General features: G+C 68.7%; 14 protein-coding genes. 8 read left to right on the top strand and 6 right to left on the bottom strand.

Annotated features, from left to right (window positions below):
• The first annotated feature begins 86 nt into the window (after positions 1–86).
• A complete protein-coding gene (locus BMY69_RS16775) occupies positions 87–740 on the top strand; it encodes a protein kinase family protein (protein ID WP_090180397.1) in 654 nt (217 codons plus the stop codon).
• Between the two features lie 5 nt (positions 741–745).
• Here BMY69_RS16775 and BMY69_RS16770 read toward each other — a convergent pair whose 3' ends face one another.
• Positions 746–1,522 (bottom strand): ferredoxin--NADP reductase, encoded by a 777-nt coding sequence (locus tag BMY69_RS16770; protein ID WP_090180394.1) that lies wholly within the window; start codon positions 1,520–1,522, stop codon positions 746–748.
• A gap of 231 nt (positions 1,523–1,753) precedes the next feature.
• Here BMY69_RS16770 and BMY69_RS16765 point away from each other — a divergent pair, with 231 nt between their 5' ends.
• Positions 1,754–2,143 (top strand): hypothetical protein, encoded by a 390-nt coding sequence (locus tag BMY69_RS16765; protein WP_090180391.1) that lies wholly within the window; start codon positions 1,754–1,756, stop codon positions 2,141–2,143.
• Positions 2,144–2,253: 110 nt separating this feature from the next.
• Here BMY69_RS16765 and BMY69_RS16760 read toward each other — a convergent pair whose 3' ends face one another.
• On the bottom strand, positions 2,254–5,274 hold the full coding sequence (locus tag BMY69_RS16760) for a TonB-dependent receptor (protein ID WP_090180389.1): 3,021 nt from the start codon (positions 5,272–5,274) through the stop codon (positions 2,254–2,256).
• Positions 5,275–5,746: 472 nt separating this feature from the next.
• Here BMY69_RS16760 and xth point away from each other — a divergent pair, with 472 nt between their 5' ends.
• From xth to BMY69_RS16740, 4 genes are all read left to right on the top strand, one after another.
• Positions 5,747–6,613, top strand: coding sequence for an exodeoxyribonuclease III (gene xth, locus BMY69_RS16755; RefSeq protein ID WP_090180387.1), 867 nt, complete (start codon positions 5,747–5,749; stop codon positions 6,611–6,613).
• Between the two features lie 124 nt (positions 6,614–6,737).
• A complete protein-coding gene (locus tag BMY69_RS16750) occupies positions 6,738–8,900 on the top strand; it encodes an ATP-binding protein (protein WP_090180384.1) in 2,163 nt (720 codons plus the stop codon).
• Positions 8,897–9,775, top strand: a complete 879-nt coding sequence (locus BMY69_RS16745; RefSeq protein WP_090180381.1) for an alpha/beta hydrolase — start codon at positions 8,897–8,899, stop codon at positions 9,773–9,775. The genes BMY69_RS16750 and BMY69_RS16745 overlap by 4 nt, the downstream gene beginning before the upstream one ends.
• A gap of 66 nt (positions 9,776–9,841) precedes the next feature.
• Positions 9,842–12,880 carry a sensor histidine kinase gene (locus BMY69_RS16740; protein ID WP_090180378.1) on the top strand — a complete coding sequence of 1,013 codons (3,039 nt, stop codon included), beginning with the start codon at positions 9,842–9,844 and terminating at the stop codon, positions 12,878–12,880.
• Here the strand turns inward: BMY69_RS16740 and BMY69_RS16735 are convergent.
• Positions 12,871–14,658, bottom strand: coding sequence for a glycoside hydrolase family 97 protein (locus BMY69_RS16735; protein WP_090180376.1), 1,788 nt, complete (start codon positions 14,656–14,658; stop codon positions 12,871–12,873). The genes BMY69_RS16740 and BMY69_RS16735 overlap by 10 nt on opposite strands.
• 127 nt (positions 14,659–14,785) lie before the next feature.
• Between BMY69_RS16735 and BMY69_RS16730 the strand changes: the two genes are divergently transcribed.
• Positions 14,786–15,613 carry a hypothetical protein gene (locus BMY69_RS16730; RefSeq protein ID WP_090180372.1) on the top strand — a complete coding sequence of 276 codons (828 nt, stop codon included), beginning with the start codon at positions 14,786–14,788 and terminating at the stop codon, positions 15,611–15,613.
• Here BMY69_RS16730 and BMY69_RS16725 read toward each other — a convergent pair.
• The 3 genes from BMY69_RS16725 to BMY69_RS16715 all read right to left on the bottom strand — a co-directional run bounded on the left by BMY69_RS16725 (position 15,578) and on the right by BMY69_RS16715 (position 17,990).
• Positions 15,578–16,519, bottom strand: a complete 942-nt coding sequence (locus tag BMY69_RS16725; RefSeq protein WP_090180369.1) for a hypothetical protein — start codon at positions 16,517–16,519, stop codon at positions 15,578–15,580. The two genes, BMY69_RS16730 and BMY69_RS16725, sit on opposite strands and share 36 nt — an antisense overlap.
• Before the next feature lie 45 nt (positions 16,520–16,564).
• The gene (locus BMY69_RS16720; RefSeq protein WP_090180367.1) at positions 16,565–17,056 is read right to left on the bottom strand and encodes a hypothetical protein; all 492 of its coding nucleotides are present in this window, start codon (positions 17,054–17,056) and stop codon (positions 16,565–16,567) included.
• 103 nt (positions 17,057–17,159) lie between these two features.
• On the bottom strand, positions 17,160–17,990 hold the full coding sequence (locus BMY69_RS16715) for a ParB N-terminal domain-containing protein (protein WP_090180364.1): 831 nt from the start codon (positions 17,988–17,990) through the stop codon (positions 17,160–17,162).
• Positions 17,991–18,139: 149 nt separating this feature from the next.
• Here BMY69_RS16715 and BMY69_RS16710 point away from each other — a divergent pair, with 149 nt between their 5' ends.
• Positions 18,140–19,285, top strand: a complete 1,146-nt coding sequence (locus BMY69_RS16710; RefSeq protein ID WP_090180362.1) for a threonine aldolase family protein — start codon at positions 18,140–18,142, stop codon at positions 19,283–19,285.
• Positions 19,286–19,292 lie beyond the last annotated feature (7 nt).

The raw sequence follows: 19,292 nt of genomic DNA, 5'->3' as shown, positions 1-19,292 counted from the left end.
GTTATCTCCCTGCGAGAACGGGCATCTTAGCCTTTCCCGTCGCGGAGGGCGCGTCAACGAACCGAAGGAAAGGCGTGCATAACGCGATGACGGAATCCGTCACCCTGCTCAAGGCCGACGAACTCGGGCGCATCGAACGCGTCGAGCGCGACGGCGTGCTGCTGATCCGCCGCGACATCGCCGCCGCCCGCTGGTGGGCGCGCTGGTTCGCGCGCCGTGCCGCCGCGCGCGAGGCGCGGGCGCTGTCCCGGCTCGACGGTCTCGACGGTGTGCCTCGCCTGATCGCCTGGGACGGGCGCGTGCTCGAGCGCAGCTACATGGCCGGTCAGCCGATGCAGGTCGGCAAGCCGCTCGACGAGGCCTACTACAGGGATGCCCTGCGGCTGCTCGCACGGCTCCATCGGCGCGGCATCGTGCACAACGATCTCGCCAAGGAACCCAACTGGCTGGTGCGCGAGGATGGCTCGCCGGGCCTCGTCGATTTCCAGATCGCCTGGACGCGCGGACGGCGCGGCACGCTGTTCCGCCTGCTGGCGCGTGAGGACCTCCGCCATCTGCTCAAGCACAAGCGGACGTACGCGCCGGGGGCCCTGTCGTCGCGGCAGCGCGCGATCCTCGCCCGTCCGGCGCCGCATTCGCGGCTGTGGCGGGCGACGGGAAAGCGCCTGTACAAGCTGATCGCGCGACGGATCTTCGGCTACTGGGACAACGAAGGGCAGGGCCGCGTGCGCAAGGAGTGAGCCGGTTACTTCTCGACGAACGCCCGCTCGATCACGTAATCGCCCGGCTCGCGCGTGCGCGGCGACGCTTCGAAGCCCTCGCCGTCCAGCAGGACGCAGATGTCTTCCAGCATCGACGGGCTGCCGCAGAGCATCACGCGGTCCTCGGCCGGATTCAGCTGCGGCAGGCCGGTCGCCCGGGCCAGTTCGCCGTCGGCGATGGCGTCGGTGATTCGGCCGCGGTTGCGGAACGGCTCGCGCGTCACCGTGGGGTAGTAGATGAGCTTCTCGCGCACCAGCTCGCCCAGGTATTCGTGCTTCGGCAGCTCGTTCTCGATGTAGTCGGAATAGGCGAGGTCGTTCACGTGGCGGACGCCGTGCGCGAGGACGATCCGGTCGAAGCGCTCGTAGGTGTCCGGGTCGCGGATGATCGACAGGAAGGGCGCGAGGCCCGTGCCGGTACCGAACAGGTACAGGCGCTTGCCCGGCTTCAGGTCGTTGAGCACCAGCGTGCCGGTCGGCTTGCGGCTGACGATGACGGGATCGCCCGGCTTCAGGTGCTGCAGGCGCGAGGTGAGCGGGCCGTCCTGCACCTTGATGCTGAAGAATTCCAGGTGCTCTTCGTAGTGGGCGCTCGCGATCGAGTACGCGCGCATCAGCGGGCGTCCGTCGACTTCGAGGCCGATCATCACGAAATGCCCGCTCTCGAAGCGGAAACCCGGGTCGCGCGTGGTGCGGAAGCTGAAAAGGCTGTCGTTCCAGTGGTGCACGTCGATGACGTGCTCGGTCGCCAATGCCACCATGGTCTTATCTAACCTCGAAACAATAAGGGACGTGCCGCGAGCGCCGTGCGCGGGCGGATGCCATGGCTGGGGAAGCGGCCGCCGGCCGCGCTGCCTCGCGCAAGCGCCGGACCCCGGAGGGCGCGCTCATGGGCGCAAGTTTAAGCCATATCGTCCCGGGACGTCCGGCAGGCGCCCGCCGGCCCCGGCTGCACTAAGATGCGGGGCCTTGTGAAGCGGGAGGAAGCACCGGTGAAACCCGATTATGCCGTGGGACAGTCCTGGACCTATCGAACCCGCCCGGGTGAGGAGGCGTCCCGCGTCGCCATCCGCCGGATCGAGCGCGAACCCGAGGACGGGGAGGTCTTCCATGTCTCGATCCTCGGCGTGAAGCTGCGCAACCACCGCGTGCCGGGCGGTCTGCAGCCGGCGATGAATCATGCCGCCGTCTCGCGCGGCACCCTGGACGCGAGCGTTCTGGCCCACGACGGCGATGCCGACGGCGACGAAAGCTGGAAGGACGGCTACGCGGTCTGGCGCCAGGCGTACGACAACGGCGATGCCGGCATCTTCGAGATCCCGATCCAGGAGATCCTCGGCTACATCGAGATGGTCGTCGCCGCCTCGGGCGAGGTTCGCTAGGACACCGGGCAAAAAAAGAGCGCCCGGTCCCCGTAAACCGGCTGGGGAGGAGCCGGCTTACGGAGAGGGGCGCAAGTGTCACACAGGGATCTTCAGATCAGCGTCGGTTCTCAGAAGTCGTAGCTGACGGCCAGGCGCGCGTAACGCGGGTCCTGGGTGATGAGCGGTACGCGATAGATCGGATGCGGCGTGCCGCGCGACTCGTACTGGGTCGGGTAGCGGAACGTCGCGCGCTGCTGGTTGAGCACGTTGAACACGTTCGCGGAGAACGCGAGCTTCGAGCCCGCCCATTCCGGACGGTACGTCACGCCGAGATCCAGCTGGAACGTCCACGGCAGGCGACCCTTGTCGCCCGGCGGGGAGCGCTGGCCGTCGCACCAGTGGTACGAGCTGCCGTAGTGCGCCGGGTCCTGCTGGTCCGGGCCGTAGAAGCCGAGGCACACTTCCGGCGCACCGGAGATGGCCTGGAGATTGCCGGATGCCTGCCACTCGGGCGCGAACTGCCAGTAGCCGTACGCCTTGAACACATGGGTATGGTCGTTGCCCAGCGGACCGTTGGCGTTGTCCATCACCCAGTGGTTGTCCCAGTCCACGCTGCCGGCGGCGCCGGCCTGGCGGGTATCGGTACGCGCCTGGCCTTCGGTGTTGCCGTACGAACGCGAGAACACGTAGTCGAACTTGCCGTACCAGGTGCCGTCGAACTGGTGCTCGGCGTAGAACTCGGCGCTGTAGTACTTACGCTTCGTCCGGGGCATGCCCATTTCTTCGCGGCTCAGCGGCACGACGAACGGGTTGCCCGCCTGGTCGATCAGCGTGAACTTGTTCGAATGGCCGCCGTTGACGAGGTAGCAGCTGTTCGTGGAACCGACCGTGTAACCCAGGGCCGTCGCCTTGTTCGTCACGACGTCGAGGTCGCAGAAGTCGTCGATGACCGCGTTGAGCTTGCGCTGGGTCAGCTTGACGCCGTAGGTCCAGTTCTCGTTCCACGACTTGTCGAAGCCGACGATGTACTCGTCCTGGTTCTCCGACTTCAGGTCCTTCGCGGCGACCGTGCGCGGGTCGGGCGGGATGCCGTAGGAGTTGTTGCCCGACACGACATTGCTGAACTGCGTGAGGCCCGTCGGCGTGCCGTCGACCGGGTTGATGCCGGAGTACGTGAAGTACTGCTGCGTCGCGGTGTAACCCGCGGCGGCGCCCGTGGCCGGGTTCAGCGGCAGGCCGAGGTAGTAACGGCCCGCGTTGGCGTAGACCTTGAAGCTGCCGTCGCCATTCACGTCCCACGACGCGCCGAGGCGCGGTGCCCACTGCGGACGCGTCTGCTTGATGAACGCCTGGCTGAACTGGTTGTAGTCGGTGAACTGGTCGTTACGCAGACCCACGGAGAGCAGCACGCGATCGTTGATCTGCCACTTGTCCTCGATGTACTGCGCCTTCTGGTCGGCGCGCACGTTGACGAGGTTGCTCACGACGCTGCGCTGTACCCAGTAGCCCTGCTGGCCGTTGGGGAAGGCGCCCGGCGCCGGGACGAAGTTGCGTCCCGGGGTATCGTCAATCGGCTCGTTCGGATCCGCCGACAGACCGTAGCTCCAGGTATAGCCCGGACCCGGGCTGGCGTCGCCGAAGTCGAGGACGCGCGAGCGCACGTTGTCGATACCGGCGGACAGCGTGTGGTCTCCGGCGACGTACTGCACGTCGAAGCGCAGGTTGGTCGACTTGTTGCCACGGCCTGGCGAGCTGATGTTGCCGACCTGGCTGTTCTGGATCGGGGTGCCGCCGTTGAGCGCCGGGTTCTGGCGAACCGGGTTGTCGACGCGGACGAGGTTCGGATCGTAGTTGGTCGGCTGCTCGTAGTTCTTGCTCGACATCTTGCCGTAGGTGGCGCTCACGGTCAGGTCGTCGGTGATGTAGCTGGTGTACTTGCCGATCCACAGATCGCCGCCGGTCTTGGTGTCGTTCACGTCACCGAGGCGGACCGTGCGGGATAGGTCGCGGTAGTTGTAGCCATAGCGCGTCCCCGAACCTTCGCGCTTGTCGCCAACGCTGGTCACCTCGAGGATGTTGCTGTCGTTGATGTTCCAGTCGAGCTTGGCGTACCAACGCGGGTTTTCGTACGTGTTCGTCGAGGCGGGCGTGCTGCTGCCGACCGAGTTGACGTTACGCGCGCCCGATTTTTCGAATTCGCCCGCCAGGAAGAAGAACAGCTTGTCCTTGATCAGCGGGCCGCCCGCATAGGCGCTGACCGTGGTGGTCCACTTGTCGTTCTGGCTCTTCGGCTGGTACAGGTCGCCGGCCGGCGCGGAGGTAGGGGTGTTCGCGTAGTGCAGGTTCGGACCGGAGGCACGGGCCCAGTTCGGCTCCCAGATGATCTGGGCGCCGTAATGCCACTGGTTCGTGCCGCGCTTGCCGACCTGGCTGATCACACCGCCGTCGGAACGGCCGTACTGGGCGCTGTAACCGCCCGTATAGACTTCCTGCTGGTCGATCGCGCCATACGGCAGCTGCAGGCCGCCGAGCGCGTTGAGCGGATCGGTAGTGTTGAAGCCGTTGATGTAATACGCGTTTTCGTTGGCCGCGGCGCCGCCGAAGCTGACGACCGACTTGCCGGTGTCGCTGGCGAAGCCGCCGCCGTTGTTGACCACGCCCGGTGCGAGGCGCGCGATGGCTTCGGCGGAACGGCCCAGCGGCATGCGTGCGAGCTGCTCGGAAGTGATGACCGTGCGGGAGTCGACCGCGGTGACGTCGATGCTGGGAAGCGCGGTGCCGGTGACCGTCACGCCTTCGAGGCTTTCCGCGTTGCCGGCGGCCGCCGGTGCGGCGAACGAGACGTCGGTGCTCGCGCCGACGCGCAGGGTGACGTTCTTGCGCGAATCGACGGGTGCGCCGTCGCGCATCAGGGTGACGCTGTACGTGCCCAGCGGCAGCTGCGTCGCGCTGTAACGCCCGTTCGCGTCGACACCGACCTCACGACGGAAACCCGTACCGCTTTCGAGGACGATCGTCTGGTTGCCACCTGCCGGCACGGAACCGTTGAGGCCACCGGTGGTGGACTGTGCATACACGCCCGAAACGCCGCCCAGGCAGGTACAGACCGCCAGTGCGAGCGCGCTCCTGCGAAGAAAATACTTGTTCATGCCTTCCCCGAAATGTAATGCCCCGAAATAACGACGAAGGCACGGGGCCGTGGCGCCGGACCCCCGTCCGGTAGCACACGATGGAGCCTCGATGCCCCCGCCCGCGCTCCATCGCCACACCATCCATTTATCACGATCCAAATGGATAAGACGAACGGTTTACAGCACGGGATCGTGGATGTCCAGCAGGACATTGCGTGCCGCGAACGGCCGTCCAGCCGTCCAAACGGCATGACGCGTCGCAGCAGAAAACGATGTAACTATGGGTTTTTGTGGACTTTCGTGCACAGGATCTCGGTTGCCGAAAACGTGCATATCGTCGGCCGACCGGGTCGTAAAAATTTATGCCCCGATGGGTCCGCGGCGACCCGATCTCAGGCCGATTTAGATCGAGGCAAGTGTCATGCCAACGGGCGGAGCCTGCTTCAGGTCCGTCACCGGGCGTCGACTCCCGCTCCGGGAAAGTCGCGGCATGAAGATCGCGACGTATAACGTCAATGGCATCCGCTCGCGCCTGCCCCACCTGCTCGAATGGCTGGAACGCGATGCGCCGGACATCGCCTGCCTGCAGGAACTGAAGGCCACCGACGCCGGCTTCCCGGTCGACGCCATCCGCGACGCGGGCTATGGCGCCCTATGGGCCGGGCAGTCGTCGTGGAACGGCGTGGCGATCCTGGCGAAGGGCGCGGATCCGGTGGAGAGCCGGCGCGGGCTGCCGGGCGATCCGAAAGACACGCAGAGCCGTTACCTCGAAGCCGCGGCCCATGGCGTGCTGGTAGGGTGCCTCTACCTGCCCAACGGCAATCCCTGGCCGGGCCCGAAGTTCGACTACAAGCTCGCCTGGTTCGAGCGGCTGATCAAACACGCGAAGGGTCTCATCGCGTCCGGCCACCCCGTGGTCCTCGCGGGTGACTACAACGTCGTGCCCACGGACGAGGACATCTACGATCCGAAGCACTGGCGCCGTGACGCGCTCCTGCAACCCGAAAGCCGCGACGCGTACGCGCGCCTGCTGGCGCAAGGCTGGACCGACGCCCTGCGCGCGAGGCATCCGGACGAGCGCATCTACACATTCTGGGATTACTTCCGCCAGCACTGGCCGCGCAACCGCGGGCTGCGGATCGATCACCTGCTACTCTCCCCCGACCTCGCCGCGCGCATCGAGGACGCCGATGTCGATCGCTGGGTCCGCGACCGGCCCAAGGCCAGCGACCACGCCCCGACCTGGGTGCGCCTTGGCAAGCCGGCGGGTCGCCGGAAGGCCACGAAGAAAGCGGCGGTGGCGAAATCGGCGACCGCGACGAAGAAATCCGCCCGTGTCAGGAAGGCGTCCGGTTGATCCGCAGGGCAGGTGTGCCAACCGAGTAAACGTTTTCGGCACGAATTCTTACTACGACCGCACTTGCCAGCACGGGCAGAGTTCATAGACTAGGCGGGTATCGGGGGAGTCGGACCAGGCACGCATGAAGATCGATGGCGGTAGCGGCAAGCGCGCCGGGCCAGTGATGCTCAGCGACGTCGCCGAGCGTCTGCGCAACCCACGCATCGACCGCATCGTGGCGAGCTTCCGCGAATACCACGTCTCGCTGATGCGCACCGTCATCCTCGGCTTCATCGTCGTGTGGAGCGCCGCGTGGCTGCATGGTCCCGTGAAGATGGCCGTCGAAGCGAACCGCGTCGTTCCCGTCGCCGTGTCCCTCTTCGTCCTCAGCACGTTCTGGATGCTCGGCGTCCGTGCGGGCTCGCTGAGGCGGAGCAGCGCGGTCGACGCCGTGGGCAGCGTCGCGAACTTCGCGATGGTCGCGATGCTGCTCAAGGTCGGCTTCATGCTGGTCATCACGCTGACCGCCGTGCTGCCTTTCCTCTCGGTCGCACTCGGCGTGCGTTACAGCCGCCGCGTGTTCATCGCGGGGGTGGTCGCGTCCGTGGCGGTTCTGCTCGTCGTCGCGCCCGATGGTTACTGGATCGCGCGCCCGGCGTATGCGCTGTATGCGCTGGCGCTCGTGATCGTGCTGCCGATGACGCTCTACCGCGTGATGGACGCGCTGCGCGAAGTGTCGGCGGAAGCGATCGCCTCGCGCGAAGCGCAGCACCGCTTCATCTCGATGATGAGCCACGAGATGCGTACGCCGCTCAGCACGGTGATCCACTCGGCGTCGCTGATCGATACCTTGGCGATGGCCGACGACCAGCGGCGCCTGGTCGCGTTGCTCTCGACGAATGCGAACGCGCTGCTCCATCGGGTGAACGCCGTCCTCGACGTGGCATCGTTCGCGGGCGGAAGCTTCACGCTGCGACACCAGCCTTTCGCGTTCGACGAAGTCCTCGCCACCGTCGGCGCCGTGTGCCGCTCGTTCGCGGCGGAGAAGCGCGTCTCCTTCAGCCTTGCGCGCGACGCGACGGTCGACGGTATTTTCGCGGGCGATCCTGGACGCATCGAGCAGGTGCTGTCGAATCTCGCCTCGAACGCGGTGAAGTTCACGCCGCCCGGCGGCGTGGTCGACGTGCGCATCGAACTGCTCGCGGGCGTCGGCGGCCGCGATCCGACGATCGTCTGCACGGTGACGGATACCGGCATCGGCATTCCCGACGAGGACAAGCAGCGCATCTTCGACCCGTTCCACCAGCTCAGCGCTGGCGAGGGTCGGCGCCAGGAAGGCGTGGGCCTGGGCCTCTACATCGTGCGCAACGTGTCCGAACAGATGGGCGGCACGCTGGAGGTCACCGACAACCCGATGGGCGGTTCCGTGTTCACCTGGCGCTTCTCGCTTCCGCACGCCGCGCCCGGTGCGCGCAGCGTCGCGGACACGCCGCTCGTGGAACTGCTGGACGATCATCGCGGACGCGTCGCGTCGCAGCGTTGCCTCGTCGTCGACGACAACGCGGCCAATCGCGAGATCGTCGGACGCATCCTCGAACGCGCCGGCCACGTCGCGGTGTTCAGCGCGAGCGGCGACGAAGCGCTCGCCCGTCTGGCCGACGAACGTTTCGACATCATCTTCATGGACCTGCACATGCCCGGCAGCTCGGGCTGGGACGTGCTGGGCCGCATCGAGGGCGCGCGGCGCATCGGGACCGTGCCGCCGATCGTGATGCTGAGCGCGGATTCGAGCCACGACGCGGTGCGCATCGCCTTCCGCGCCGGTGCGCGTGCCTACCTGACCAAGCCCATCGCCGCGCAGCGGCTGCTCGACGTCATCGAGTCGGTCGCCGACGAGCGCCGCCTCGACCATGCCGCGCGGCGCTGGCAAGGGGATGCCGAGGCGGGCGACGAGCGGCAAGCGAAGACGCCGCTGGACGACATGCGCGCCCTGACGAGCCCCGCCGAATTCGTCGGCTTCGTCGAGTTGTGCGCGCGGACGGCCGACGACTACCTCGCCAGCCTGCGCGCCTCCGCCCTGGCACACGACGTCGCGGTCGCCTCCGAATCGCTGCATTCGCTGCGCAACGTGCTCGGCAACCTCGGCGTCCCCGGCGCGGCGCACGTATGCGACGACATCGGCGTGCTCATCGAGGCCGGCGTCGACATGCGCGCCGCGGTCCCCGAGGTGGATGCGCTCAGCCGTTCCGTGCGCCGGTTCGTCGAAAGCCAGCGCGAAGCTGCCCAAGCCGCCGTGGACGCATGAGGGGGCCCACGGAACTGGACGGACTCGCCACACGCATCGCCACCGGCGAGCTCGGGGTCGCAGGACTGAAACCTGACAACGAGGCGAGGATCGTTTTCCGGGGCGCGGCGCCGCACGAACGCCGCCCGTTATCGGTGGTGTACCTGCATGGGTTCACGGCGAGCCAGGCGGAAGGCGCGCCGGCGCATCGCGCCATCGCCGACGCCTGCGACGCGCATCTCTTCCTCAACCGGCTGACGGGACATGGCAGCGCCCTTCCCGACGCGATGGCGGGCATCACGCCCGAGCGCTGGCGTGCCGATGTCGACGAGGCGTTCGACATCGGACTCGCACTGGGCGAGCGCGTCGTGCTGGTCGCGACGTCCATGGGCGCGTCGCTGGCGCTCGACGTCGCCGCGCGGCGGCCGGAGGCGGTCGCCGCCGTCGTGGCGTGGTCGCCCGGCATCCGGGTGCACGACGCGGCGCAGTTGCGCGCCGCCGTGCTCCTCGAGGGCCCCGTCGAACCGCCGGGGGAACGCTCGCCGTTCCAGCGCCGCTACTGGTCAAGCATCGTCCACTCCGACGCCTATCGGGCAATCGCACGGCTGTTCCTCGAATGGATGCGGCCCGGACACCTCGCGGCCGTGACGTGTCCCGTGTTCTTCGGCGTCTGGGACGGCGGGGAAGGCGACCGCGACACGCTCACTTCCGTGGCCGCCATGCGCGACGCCTTCGGCTGGCTCGGCACGGCGGCGGATCGCCGTCGGCTGGTGGCCTACGACCACGCCGCCCACGTACTCGCCTCGCCCGAACGTTCTCCGGCCGCCGGTCGTGTGCTCGCCGATTCGCTGGCGTTCCTCCGCGACATGGGCATCGCCGCGCGCGGGGCGCCCTGAGACGGCGACGGACGACCCTTGCGCGCGCTATCTTTGCGCTTCGCAACGATCGACGGGGTAGGGGCCATGCGGCGGGCAGTCGCGACATCGCCGTGGAGATGGCTCTGGACGCTGTGCGCCTGGTTCGTGTTCGCCGCCGGCGCGTCGGCGATGGACAACCGCGACCGCGACATCGGCCAGTACTACCACACCGCATGGACGGTGCGCGAAGGCGCGCCCGGTCAGGTGACCGCGCTCGCGCAGACGGCGGACGGCTATCTCTGGCTGGGCACGCAGACGGGCCTTTACCGCTTCGACGGCGTCCACTTCGAGCGTTATCGGCCGCGCGAAGGCGGCGATTTCCTCGCGTCGAGCGTCGCCGCGCTCTACGCGCCGCCCTCGGGCGGGCTGTGGATCGGTTTCCGTTATGGCGTGGCGAGCTTCGTGGAAGGCGACCGGGCGACGCACTTCACGGCGGGGTCCGGCCTTCCATCGGGCACGGTGTATGCGATAGCCGGGACACCCGACGGCACGATCTGGGCGGCGACGTTCAACGGTCTGGCGCGTTTCGATCACGGGCGATGGACGGCCGTCGGGACGGAGCTCGGCCTTCCCGGTACGCGGGCGCGCAACCTCGCCGTCGACCGTCAGGGCCGGCTGTGGGTCGCCACGGAGGACGTCCTCGCGTGGCTGCCCCGCGGCGGGACGCGTTTCCAGATCGCGTCACGCGACGTCGGACGCATCAACCGGATCGCCGAGGCGCCCGACGGGGCCATCTGGGTCGCCGAGGCGGACGGCGGCGTGCGCCCCGTCTGGACAGCGACGGGCGATCCCGCCACGGCGGGGCCCGTGTTGCGGATCGCGTCGGCCGGCCTGCTCTTCGATCGCGACGGGGCCCTGTGGATGCCGACGCTCGGCAACGGGATCCGTCGCGTTCCACGGGTGCACGAACTGGCCGCGAAGATCCTCGGGCCCGACGACACCGATGCCCAGCGTTTCGTTGAGCGCGACGGCATGAGCTCCGACTACACCAGCGCGGTGCTGCAGGATCGCGAGGGCAACCTCTGGTTCGGCGGTAGCCGCGGCCTCGACCGCTTCCGGGTCAGCCGCTTGCTGCCCGCCGCGCAACTGCCCGGTGCGACCGACTTCGCCATGGTGGCGGCAGCGTCGAAGGGCGTGTGGGTCGGCACGAAGAACCAACCCTTGAGCTATCTCGGGCTCGAGGGCATCACCCCGTCGAGGCTGACCCAGGCGATCACCGCGGCGAGCCGCGATGTCGACGGCACATGGCTCGGCGGGCCGAACGGGCTATGGAAGCTTCGCGACGGCGTGCCCGAGATGATCGCCGCGCTCCCGTACCCCGATTATTCGGGTGTGCAGGCGCTGGTCGGCGATGGTCACGGCGGCGCGTTCGTCTCGCTGAACCGGCCGGGCATCTATCACTTCCGTGACGGCCGCTGGACTCACGATCCCCTCGCGACGTTCGCCAACGATCCGGCGCCGCTCGTCCTCGCCCGCGACCGTCGCGAGCGATTGTGGATGGGGTTCGCCCGGAACACGGTGCTGATCCGCGACGGCGCGAGGGACACGGTCGTCGGACTTCGCGAGGGCCTGTCCGTCGGCAACGTCACCGCCCTCCTGGAGGATGGCGAAGCCATGTGGGTGGGCGGCGAACTGGGCGTCGGCGCGATCATCGGCGACCGCGCCCATATGATCGTGACGCGCGGCGAACCGTTGCGCGGGGTCTCCGGCCTGGTGCGCGACCGTCGGGGCGATTTCTGGGCGAGCGCCGCGCAGGGCGTCGTCCGCATCGCCGGGGCGGACATGGCACGCGCCCTCGCGGATGCCGAGTACCGGCCGCCGGTGCGGGTGTTCGATTCCCTCGACGGCCTTCCCGGCACGCCCGCTCAGTTCCGCCCGCTGCCCACGGCGGTCGTCGCCGACGACGGCCGCCTGTGGTTCGCGACCACCAGCGGGATCGTGTCGATCGATCCGGCGGACGTGCCGCGCAACGCGCTCGCGCCTTCGGTCTTCGTGCGCACCGTCGGCACGGACATGGGCACCTGGCCTGCGGACGCGGAGACGCGTCTACCTGCGCGCACGGAGCGGCTGCGGATCGCGTTCACGGCGACCAGCCTGACGATGCCGGAGCGGGTGCGCTTCCGCTATCGCATGGAAGGGCTCGACACGCGCTGGCGCGACGCGGGAGACGAACGCGAGGCGGTCTATACCGACCCGCCGCCGGGTCGTTACGTGTTCCGTGTGATCGCGTCGAACGAGGATGGCGTGACGAACGAGGCGGGGGCGTCCGTCGGCATCACCGTGGCGCGCGCGTTCTACCAGATGCCCTGGTTCTATCTTTTCTGCGCGGCGGTGACGGCGCTGCTGATCTGGGCCGCGTTCTTCGTCCGTCTCCGGCGGATCTCCGCGCAGCTGCGCGAACGCCTGCACGAACGGCACGCGGAGCGCGAGCGCATCGCGCGCGACCTGCACGACACCCTGCTGCAAAGCGTCCAGGGGCTCGCCATGCGCTTCCAGGCGATCGCCAACCGCGTCCCGCCGGGCGATCCGCTGCGCGTGGCGATGGAGCGGGCGCTGGACCGTGCGGACGAGGCGATGGTCGAGGCGCGCGACCGCGTGCGCGACCTGCGCGCCCACGGGAGCTATTCGGGCCGTCTCGATGTGGCGTTACGCGACATGGCGGCCGCTTTCGCGACCGAGCACACCGTGCCCGTCGTGGTCGACGTGACCGCCGACCTGCGTCACCTCGACGGGTTGGTGCGCGACGAGCTTTACGGCATCGCGAGGGAAGCCGTGCACAACGCGATCACCCACGCGAACGCCTCCCGCATCGAGGTCGCGCTGCGCGTCGAGGGCAACGACCTGCTGCTCAGCGTCCGCGACGACGGTCGCGGTATCGACGAGATCGTGCTGCGTGACGGACGCTCGGGGCACTGGGGACTACGCGGCATTCGCGAGCGCGCCCTCGCGGCGGGCGGCGTGCCGTCGATCGCTTCGCGGATCGACGGCGGCACGGAGATCGCGGTCCGCATTCCTCTCGCCCGCGCGTTCCCGGGCCACCACACGCCGCTCCGGCGGTGGTGGCGAAGCGTGCGTCAGCGATAGCACCCGTTCTCGAACTGTCCCTTCGCCATGGGGCAGAGGATCGCGGCGAAGCCTCCGTTGACCGGCACGTCGAACGACAGCGAACCGTCGGCCGTGACGTTCTGCCGCGTGTGCACGACATCGCCGCGACCGGCGCCGTCACGCACGATGTCGGCGTGCCAGGGACCGACGCCCAGCGACGCGAGCGGCGCGGTGAGCCGGCGGGGCGCGCCTGCCGCGATCGCGCCGATGTACCAGCGGTCGCCGCTGCGGCGGGCGAAGATCGCATCCTGCCCCGGCGTGCCGCCGAGCAGCTTCGTCTCGTCCCAGACGGTGGGAATCTGGTCGAGGAAAGCGAGCGCCTGTGGCCGGGCCTCGTAGGCTTCCGGACGGTCCGCGAAGTGCGTCCACCCGGACTCGAACACGATGGGCAGCGCCACTTCGTGGGCGATCGAGGCTTCCTTGCGTCCCGCGTCGAACGCGACCGGCGTGTAGTCCATCGAACCCACGACATTGCGCGTGAAGGGCTGAATGGTGTTACCCACGACCGGCGGATCGTTCTCCGCGCCGCGCACGCCCTCCATCGTCATCAGGTGCGGCCAGGTGCGCTGAAGACCGTGCGGGATGGTGGCGCCGTGGAAGTTCAGCATCAGCTGAAGTTTCGCGGTGTCGGCGAGCGTTTCGTCGTACCAGCGGTAACGCGCCTGCGAATCCGACTCCATGAAGTCGACCTTCACGCCCTTCACGCCCCAGCCCTTCACCTTCGTCAGTTCGGCCATGCGCTTGGCGGGCGTGTCGAGCTTCGACCAGTGGTACCAGAGGAGGATGTCGACGTGCTTCGCGTTCGCGTAGCGCACGAGGTCCGGTACCCATGCATCCTTCCAGCCTTCGTCCACCAGCACGTAGGGAATGCGGTTCTTCGCCGCGAAGTCGACATACGCTCGCTGGCGCGTCGCATCCGACGGGCTCGCGTGTTCGCTCAGCCACGACCAGACCACCTTGCCGGGCCGGATCCACGACGTGTCCGAAAACTTCGCGGGATCGGCCAGGTCGTCGACGAGGGTCGACTCCGTCACGGTCGCGAGGTCGCCGATGATCGCCGTGCGCCATGGCGTGACGCCGGTGCTTTCCACGCGCGTGTCGGCGAGTGTCAGCGCGTAGTCGCCGGTGTTCGCGGCATGCGTGAGGCGGCTGCCGTCGTAGCGGCCGTCCGCGTTCGCTTCGGTGAGCAACACGTAGTTGTCGCCGATGCGGAACAGCGACGGATAGCCGTACTGCCCGGGCGCTGCGCCACCGGCCGTCGTCTGGAAGCGTTCCTTCTCGTACTCGGGGCTGTAGGGCAGCAGCCAGGCCGGCGCGCTCGCGGGCACGGCGAACGACGTCGCCTCGCCCGTCACCGTCGCGCGTGTCGCGCCCGGCAGTTCGTAACGGAACGCGACGCCGTCGTTGCCGATTCGCACGACGACGTCGAGCTTCTGGCCCTTCGCGTTCTGCAGGGCATAGCGCGTCTCGGAGAGGTTGGCGGTGCGATCGAGCTTCTTGCCGACCGTCATCCGGTAACGCTCGGTGAGCTGGCGCTGCGTCGTGCCGATGAGGCGAAGGTCGTGCGTCAGGTCGGCGTCGGTGGTGCGCAGGCCGAGGGTCTCATCCACCAGCGCCGCGCCGTGTGGATCGGTGATGCTGAGCACCGGACGACCGCCGTCGCGGAACACGAGCGTGGCCAGCGGCGGCGCGGCGAGGGCGGGGAGGCTGACGAGGGTCGCGATGGCGGCGGCGAGACGGCGGGGGGCGTGCTTCATCCGGTGGTTCCTGTCGACGGCGATGCCCGAGCATTCCACACGGTCCTTGCGTACTCAAGGACGCAGGGCACGTTTCCTCCCGCCGCCGTCCCGACGAACGACGACGCCTGTCGGCGATAATGTCCGCATGGATTCCCTCGCCTCGGCCATCGCACTCCTCGAACACGAGCCCGCGTGGCGCGATCCCTCGTCGTTTCGTTTCCGCGCGGAGGCGGCGGATCGTCTGGAGCTGCTCCTGATCGGCGCGCACGATCCGGCGCTCGTGTCGCGCGCCGTGGCACTGATCGACGCGATGGCGTCCGTCGACGCGACCGGCTTCGACATCATGCGCGAGGCCATCCGCCGCGGCGAAGGCCGCGCGGCCTTCGCGCCGTGGCTCGACGTGGGGGTGCCGACGGGACAGCACTACGACGTGCTCGACCATGTGCTCGCCGGCGTCCTCGCGCTCGAGGAGCCGGAGGTGGCCCAGCCGTCGCCGCCGCGCGAGATGGTCTTCTACCAGCCGAGTCCGGCGCGCCACATCGTCGACGGCATCGCGCGTGGGCGCATCGCGAGCGACGACGTCGTCATGGACCTCGGCGCCGGGCTCGGCCACGTGCCAATCCTCGTCAATGTGCTCACCGGCGCGCGCACGCTGGGCGTCGAACGCGAGCCGGCGTACGTCGGGCGCGCGATGGACGCCGCGCGGTCGCTGGGCCTGGCCGATGTGCATCTCGTCACGGGCGACGCGCGCGATGCCGACCTCTCGGGGGCGACCGTGTTCTATCTGTTCACGCCCTTCATCGGCACCGTGTTGCGGGACGTAATCGCCGGCATCGAACGGCAGGCGCGCGAGCGTCCCGTGCGCGTCGTCACGCTGGGGCCCTGCACGCGCACGTTCGCACGCATGCCATGGCTGCGCAGCGACGATGCCGATCCGTCAGCCGACGACCGGATCGTCGTGTTCCACGCCTGATTTCGCGGCGGGTAGCTTCTGGATCAGGCGGCCGCGGAACACGCCGGCCAGCCGGTGGAAGCCCGCCTCGGTCGGATGCATCTCGTCGTTCCAGTCGGCATCGTCGGGCAACAGCCCGCGCAGGTCGACGTAGTCGAACCGACCGTGCAGGCGCGGATCGTTCTTCAGCGGCTCCAGCACCTGGTCGACGAAGCCGTCGATCAGCAGCCGCGCGAACGCGCGTCCCTTGACGATGTCGTCGCCGAGCGCCTGGCGGATGTTCGGCCCGATCCACGGACCGATCGATTTCTTCAGCAGCGCGGCGACGCCGAGGTTGCGCAATCCGAACTCCGCCCGGCTGCCGATGAGGCGGGGATAGTCGTACGTGTGGGCGAGGAAGGGCACGTCGGGACGCGCGCGATGGAACGCGCCGACGAAGAACGCGTAGGCGTCGCGTACCTGGTCGAAGCGGCCGGTGGCCTCGATCGCCTCGAAGGCTTCCTGCGGCGTGAGGCCGCTGCGGCCCTTGAGCGCGTTCCCCAGCCATGTGTCGACGAAGTCGTTGCCACCGGCGCTGAGCAGCACCGCGTCGAAGTCGAACTTTGTGAACCAGCCGAGCAGGTCGTCGAGGTTCTCCTGCGTGAACATCGAGCGATCCGGGTGCTCGCGCTGAGGTGCGGCCTGGTCGCCGCTGCGCTCGACGCGAAAGAACAGTCCGCCCTGTCCGAACTGCGGCACGCCGCGTTCTTCGTCCTCCGGTGCCGGGGACACGATCCAGTCGAGCAGGTTCATCGCCAGCGGCGTGGAAAACCAGGAATCGCCTTCGCAGAAGATGACCGGCGTGCGATCGAGGCGTCGTTCGTCCTTCAGTCCCTTGTACATCGCGCGGAACTGGCCGCGCTGGGAAAGTGCGCTGGATTGGGGCATGGCGGGTGCTCGTCCGGGCGACCCGCCGATCCTACACCCGGTGCGTTACCAGCGGCCGCGCCCGTGCCCGAAGTTGTCCTGCCCGCCACCGATCGAGATGCTCACGCCGCCCTTCGGATGATCGCAGCTGCCGAACGCCTGGCTCAGGTTCACGGTACCGGCCTGGTAGCTGCCGCCGTAACCGTGGCTGGCACTGACCACGCCGGTGCTCACGCTGCCATGCACCTGCGGCTTGTTGTACGTGGCGTCGTCGCAGTCCGGGGTGTCGTCCGCGACATCGGCGCCCGCCATCCGGCCGCTGGTGTCGCCGTAGTACGTGCCCGGCGGGTCGAGAGGCCGCGACCGGGTGACCGCCACGCTCTCCTTACCGGATGCGCCGGGGGCCGCGCTGGTCGACGCCGGTGCGGGCGCGCTGCTGGCGGCGACCGGCGTCGGCGTGAAATCCGGCGGCAGGTTGAGGTTGAGCGGCTTCTGCTGTTGGGCCACCGCGGCCGTGGCGAGCAGGGACGTGGCAGCGAGGGCGAGGATGGCTTTCATGGGGAAACGCTCCGGTTCAGGCCTACGAACGCTCGAGGCCGCGTCCGGTGTACCGGGGCTTGGAACGCTGGCAGGCCGCCGGAGTTCCCGCCCCACCGACACCTTACTCCGCCAGCGCCTCGTCCGCGTCCTCGGGCACCGGTTCGCCCAGGCGCGCACGCAGGGCGTCGATCTCGCGGCGCAGGTTGCGGTTCTCCGCCTCCAGGTCGGCGATCTGCTCGCGCAACGCCTTCACCTCGTCGGTCGGCTTCTCGCGCGGCTTGCGCTTCGATTCCCGGACCCGCTTGGCCGCCTCCTTCAGCTCGGCGTCTCCGGCGGTGGCGGCGGCGCGTTGCTCCTCCTCGGGCAGGCTGGCGACGGCGGCTGCCGCGCTGATCGAGAGGGTGCCGGACTTCACGGCGGCGACCACCTCGGGAGCGGCTTCCTTGCGAATCTTCTCGATCATGCCGACCTGGTTGCTGCTGATCCGGGCCTCGCGCGCGATGTCCTTGCGGCTCTCGGCCGGGTTCGGGCGGGCCTTGCCTGAGGCGGGCTGGGCACCCGTGGTGTCGAACGGCACGTCCGCAGCGATCTCGCGTCCCTCGGCCTCCGCTTCGGCGAGCTTCGCACGGCGTTCCGCGAGGATCTCGCGCTTGCGCAGGGCGAGCACGCCGCGCTGGAAGTCCGAGACGCTGCGTCGGCCCAGGTGCTGCTCGATCATCCACAGATGCACGTCTTCGATCGACTGGAACCGCTCGTTCTGCACCGTGCGGAAGGGGATGTCGTGCTTGCGGCAGATGCCGTAACGGTTGTGGCCGTCGACGAGCGTGTCGCCCCAGAGCACGAGCGCGTCGCGGCAGCCTTCGGTGAGCAGGCTGCGCTCCAGCGACTCGTACTCGTCCGGCGTGAGCGGGTCGATGTAGGCCTTGAGATCTTCGTTGACGACGATGTGCATGAGCGGCGGGAGTCGGACGGCGGCGGGGGCGGGGGCGGCATTCTAGTGCCTGCGGGGCGGGCGTGCAGGGACGGCCCGTTGGCGCGGTCGCGCCGGGGCGTGCGACCCTTGGGGCAGCAGGCCTTCATGCCGCGAACGGGGAGAAACGGATGGTCAGTCGTCGACAGTTCATGCAGGCCGCGCCGCTGGGCGCCCTTTCCCTTGCCGGCCTCGGGTTGCCGATGGCGGCGCTCGCCGCGGCGCGCACCATCGAGGACATACCGCCCGACCGTATCGTCTCCTTCCTCGGCGACAACGTGCCCTCCCGGCCGGCGCAGCTTCCCGCCCGGCTTCTGGCCGCGATGAAGGGCAGGGAGGACGTCGGCGACGTCTACCTCGCCGAAGGCGCCACCGGCGCGCTGGAGCAGCAGTTCGCGCGGATGCTCGGCAAGGAGGACGCCGCGTTCATGCCGAGCGGCACGATGGCGAACCAGATCGCGATCCGGCTGCATTGCGCCGGGCGCTCGCGCGTGTTGCTGCAGGAAGAGAGCCACGTCTACCGTGACGAATCCGATGCCGTCGCCGTCATGAGCTCGATCAATCCCGTGCCCGTCGCCGGCGGCGCCTCGGAAGGTTTGTACGGCGGGATGCTGGCGGCCTTCGCACGCAGCGGCGAGGATCCCTTTCCGGTGGACGTGGGCGCGGTGTCCATCGAGAGCCCGGTGCGGCGCCTCGATGGCGCCACCGTGAAGCAGGAGACCATCGCCAGGATCGCGGCACTGGCGCACGGAAAAGGCGCGCGCATGCATCTGGACGGAGCGCGGCTCTTGCTCATGTGCGGCCTGCCAGGATTCGATCTGCGCAGCTATTGCGGTCCGTTCGACTCGGTGTACGTGTCGCTCTACAAATATCTCGGCGCGCCGTTCGGGGCGATCCTCGCGGGCGACAAGGCCTTCGTCGAGAAGGCGCGGCAGGCGCGCCACGTGTTCGGTGGCGCGCTCTATCACGGCTGGACCGCGGCGATCCTCGCCGCGAAGACGCTCGACGGGTTCGAAGAACGCTTCACGCGAGTCCACGCCGCGGCCGAGGACCTGCTCGCACGACTCGCGAAGAAGCCCGGCGTGACCGTCGAACGGGTCGTCGACGGCAGCAACATCGTGTTCCTCCGGTTGGACGACAAGGTCGCCACGGGTCTGCGCGAGCGCCTGACCGAGCACGACATCGCGATCCGCAAGGTGCGTGACGGCCGGCTCCAGCTGGTCTTCAACGAGACGATCCTGCGCAAGCCCGTGGCGTCGATCGCGGCTGCGTTCTGACCCGCCG

It is taken from the genome of Luteibacter sp. UNC138MFCol5.1 (genome assembly GCF_900110505.1).
Lineage (GTDB): Bacteria > Pseudomonadota > Gammaproteobacteria > Xanthomonadales > Rhodanobacteraceae > Luteibacter.
The sequence above is the reverse complement of the archived record's forward strand: the minus strand, read 5'-3'. Positions and strand labels throughout refer to the sequence as shown.

What these genes read in the sequence shown, in the direction of transcription:
- BMY69_RS16750 (WP_090180384.1), top strand. Translation starts at nt 6,738, where the DNA reads ATGAAGATCGATGGCGGTAGCGGCAAGCGCGCCGGGCCAGTGATGCTC.
- BMY69_RS16720 (WP_090180367.1), bottom strand. Translation starts at nt 17,056, where the DNA reads ATGAAAGCCATCCTCGCCCTCGCTGCCACGTCCCTGCTCGCCACGGCC.
- BMY69_RS16725 (WP_090180369.1), bottom strand. Translation starts at nt 16,519, where the DNA reads ATGCCCCAATCCAGCGCACTTTCCCAGCGCGGCCAGTTCCGCGCGATG.
- BMY69_RS16735 (WP_090180376.1), bottom strand. Translation starts at nt 14,658, where the DNA reads ATGAAGCACGCCCCCCGCCGTCTCGCCGCCGCCATCGCGACCCTCGTC.
- BMY69_RS16770 (WP_090180394.1), bottom strand. Translation starts at nt 1,522, where the DNA reads ATGGTGGCATTGGCGACCGAGCACGTCATCGACGTGCACCACTGGAAC.
- BMY69_RS16760 (WP_090180389.1), bottom strand. Translation starts at nt 5,274, where the DNA reads ATGAACAAGTATTTTCTTCGCAGGAGCGCGCTCGCACTGGCGGTCTGT.
- BMY69_RS16710 (WP_090180362.1), top strand. Translation starts at nt 18,140, where the DNA reads ATGGTCAGTCGTCGACAGTTCATGCAGGCCGCGCCGCTGGGCGCCCTT.
- BMY69_RS16740 (WP_090180378.1), top strand. Translation starts at nt 9,842, where the DNA reads ATGCGGCGGGCAGTCGCGACATCGCCGTGGAGATGGCTCTGGACGCTG.
- BMY69_RS16745 (WP_090180381.1), top strand. Translation starts at nt 8,897, where the DNA reads ATGAGGGGGCCCACGGAACTGGACGGACTCGCCACACGCATCGCCACC.
- BMY69_RS16730 (WP_090180372.1), top strand. Translation starts at nt 14,786, where the DNA reads ATGGATTCCCTCGCCTCGGCCATCGCACTCCTCGAACACGAGCCCGCG.
- xth (WP_090180387.1), top strand. Translation starts at nt 5,747, where the DNA reads ATGAAGATCGCGACGTATAACGTCAATGGCATCCGCTCGCGCCTGCCC.
- BMY69_RS16775 (WP_090180397.1), top strand. Translation starts at nt 87, where the DNA reads ATGACGGAATCCGTCACCCTGCTCAAGGCCGACGAACTCGGGCGCATC.
- BMY69_RS16715 (WP_090180364.1), bottom strand. Translation starts at nt 17,990, where the DNA reads ATGCACATCGTCGTCAACGAAGATCTCAAGGCCTACATCGACCCGCTC.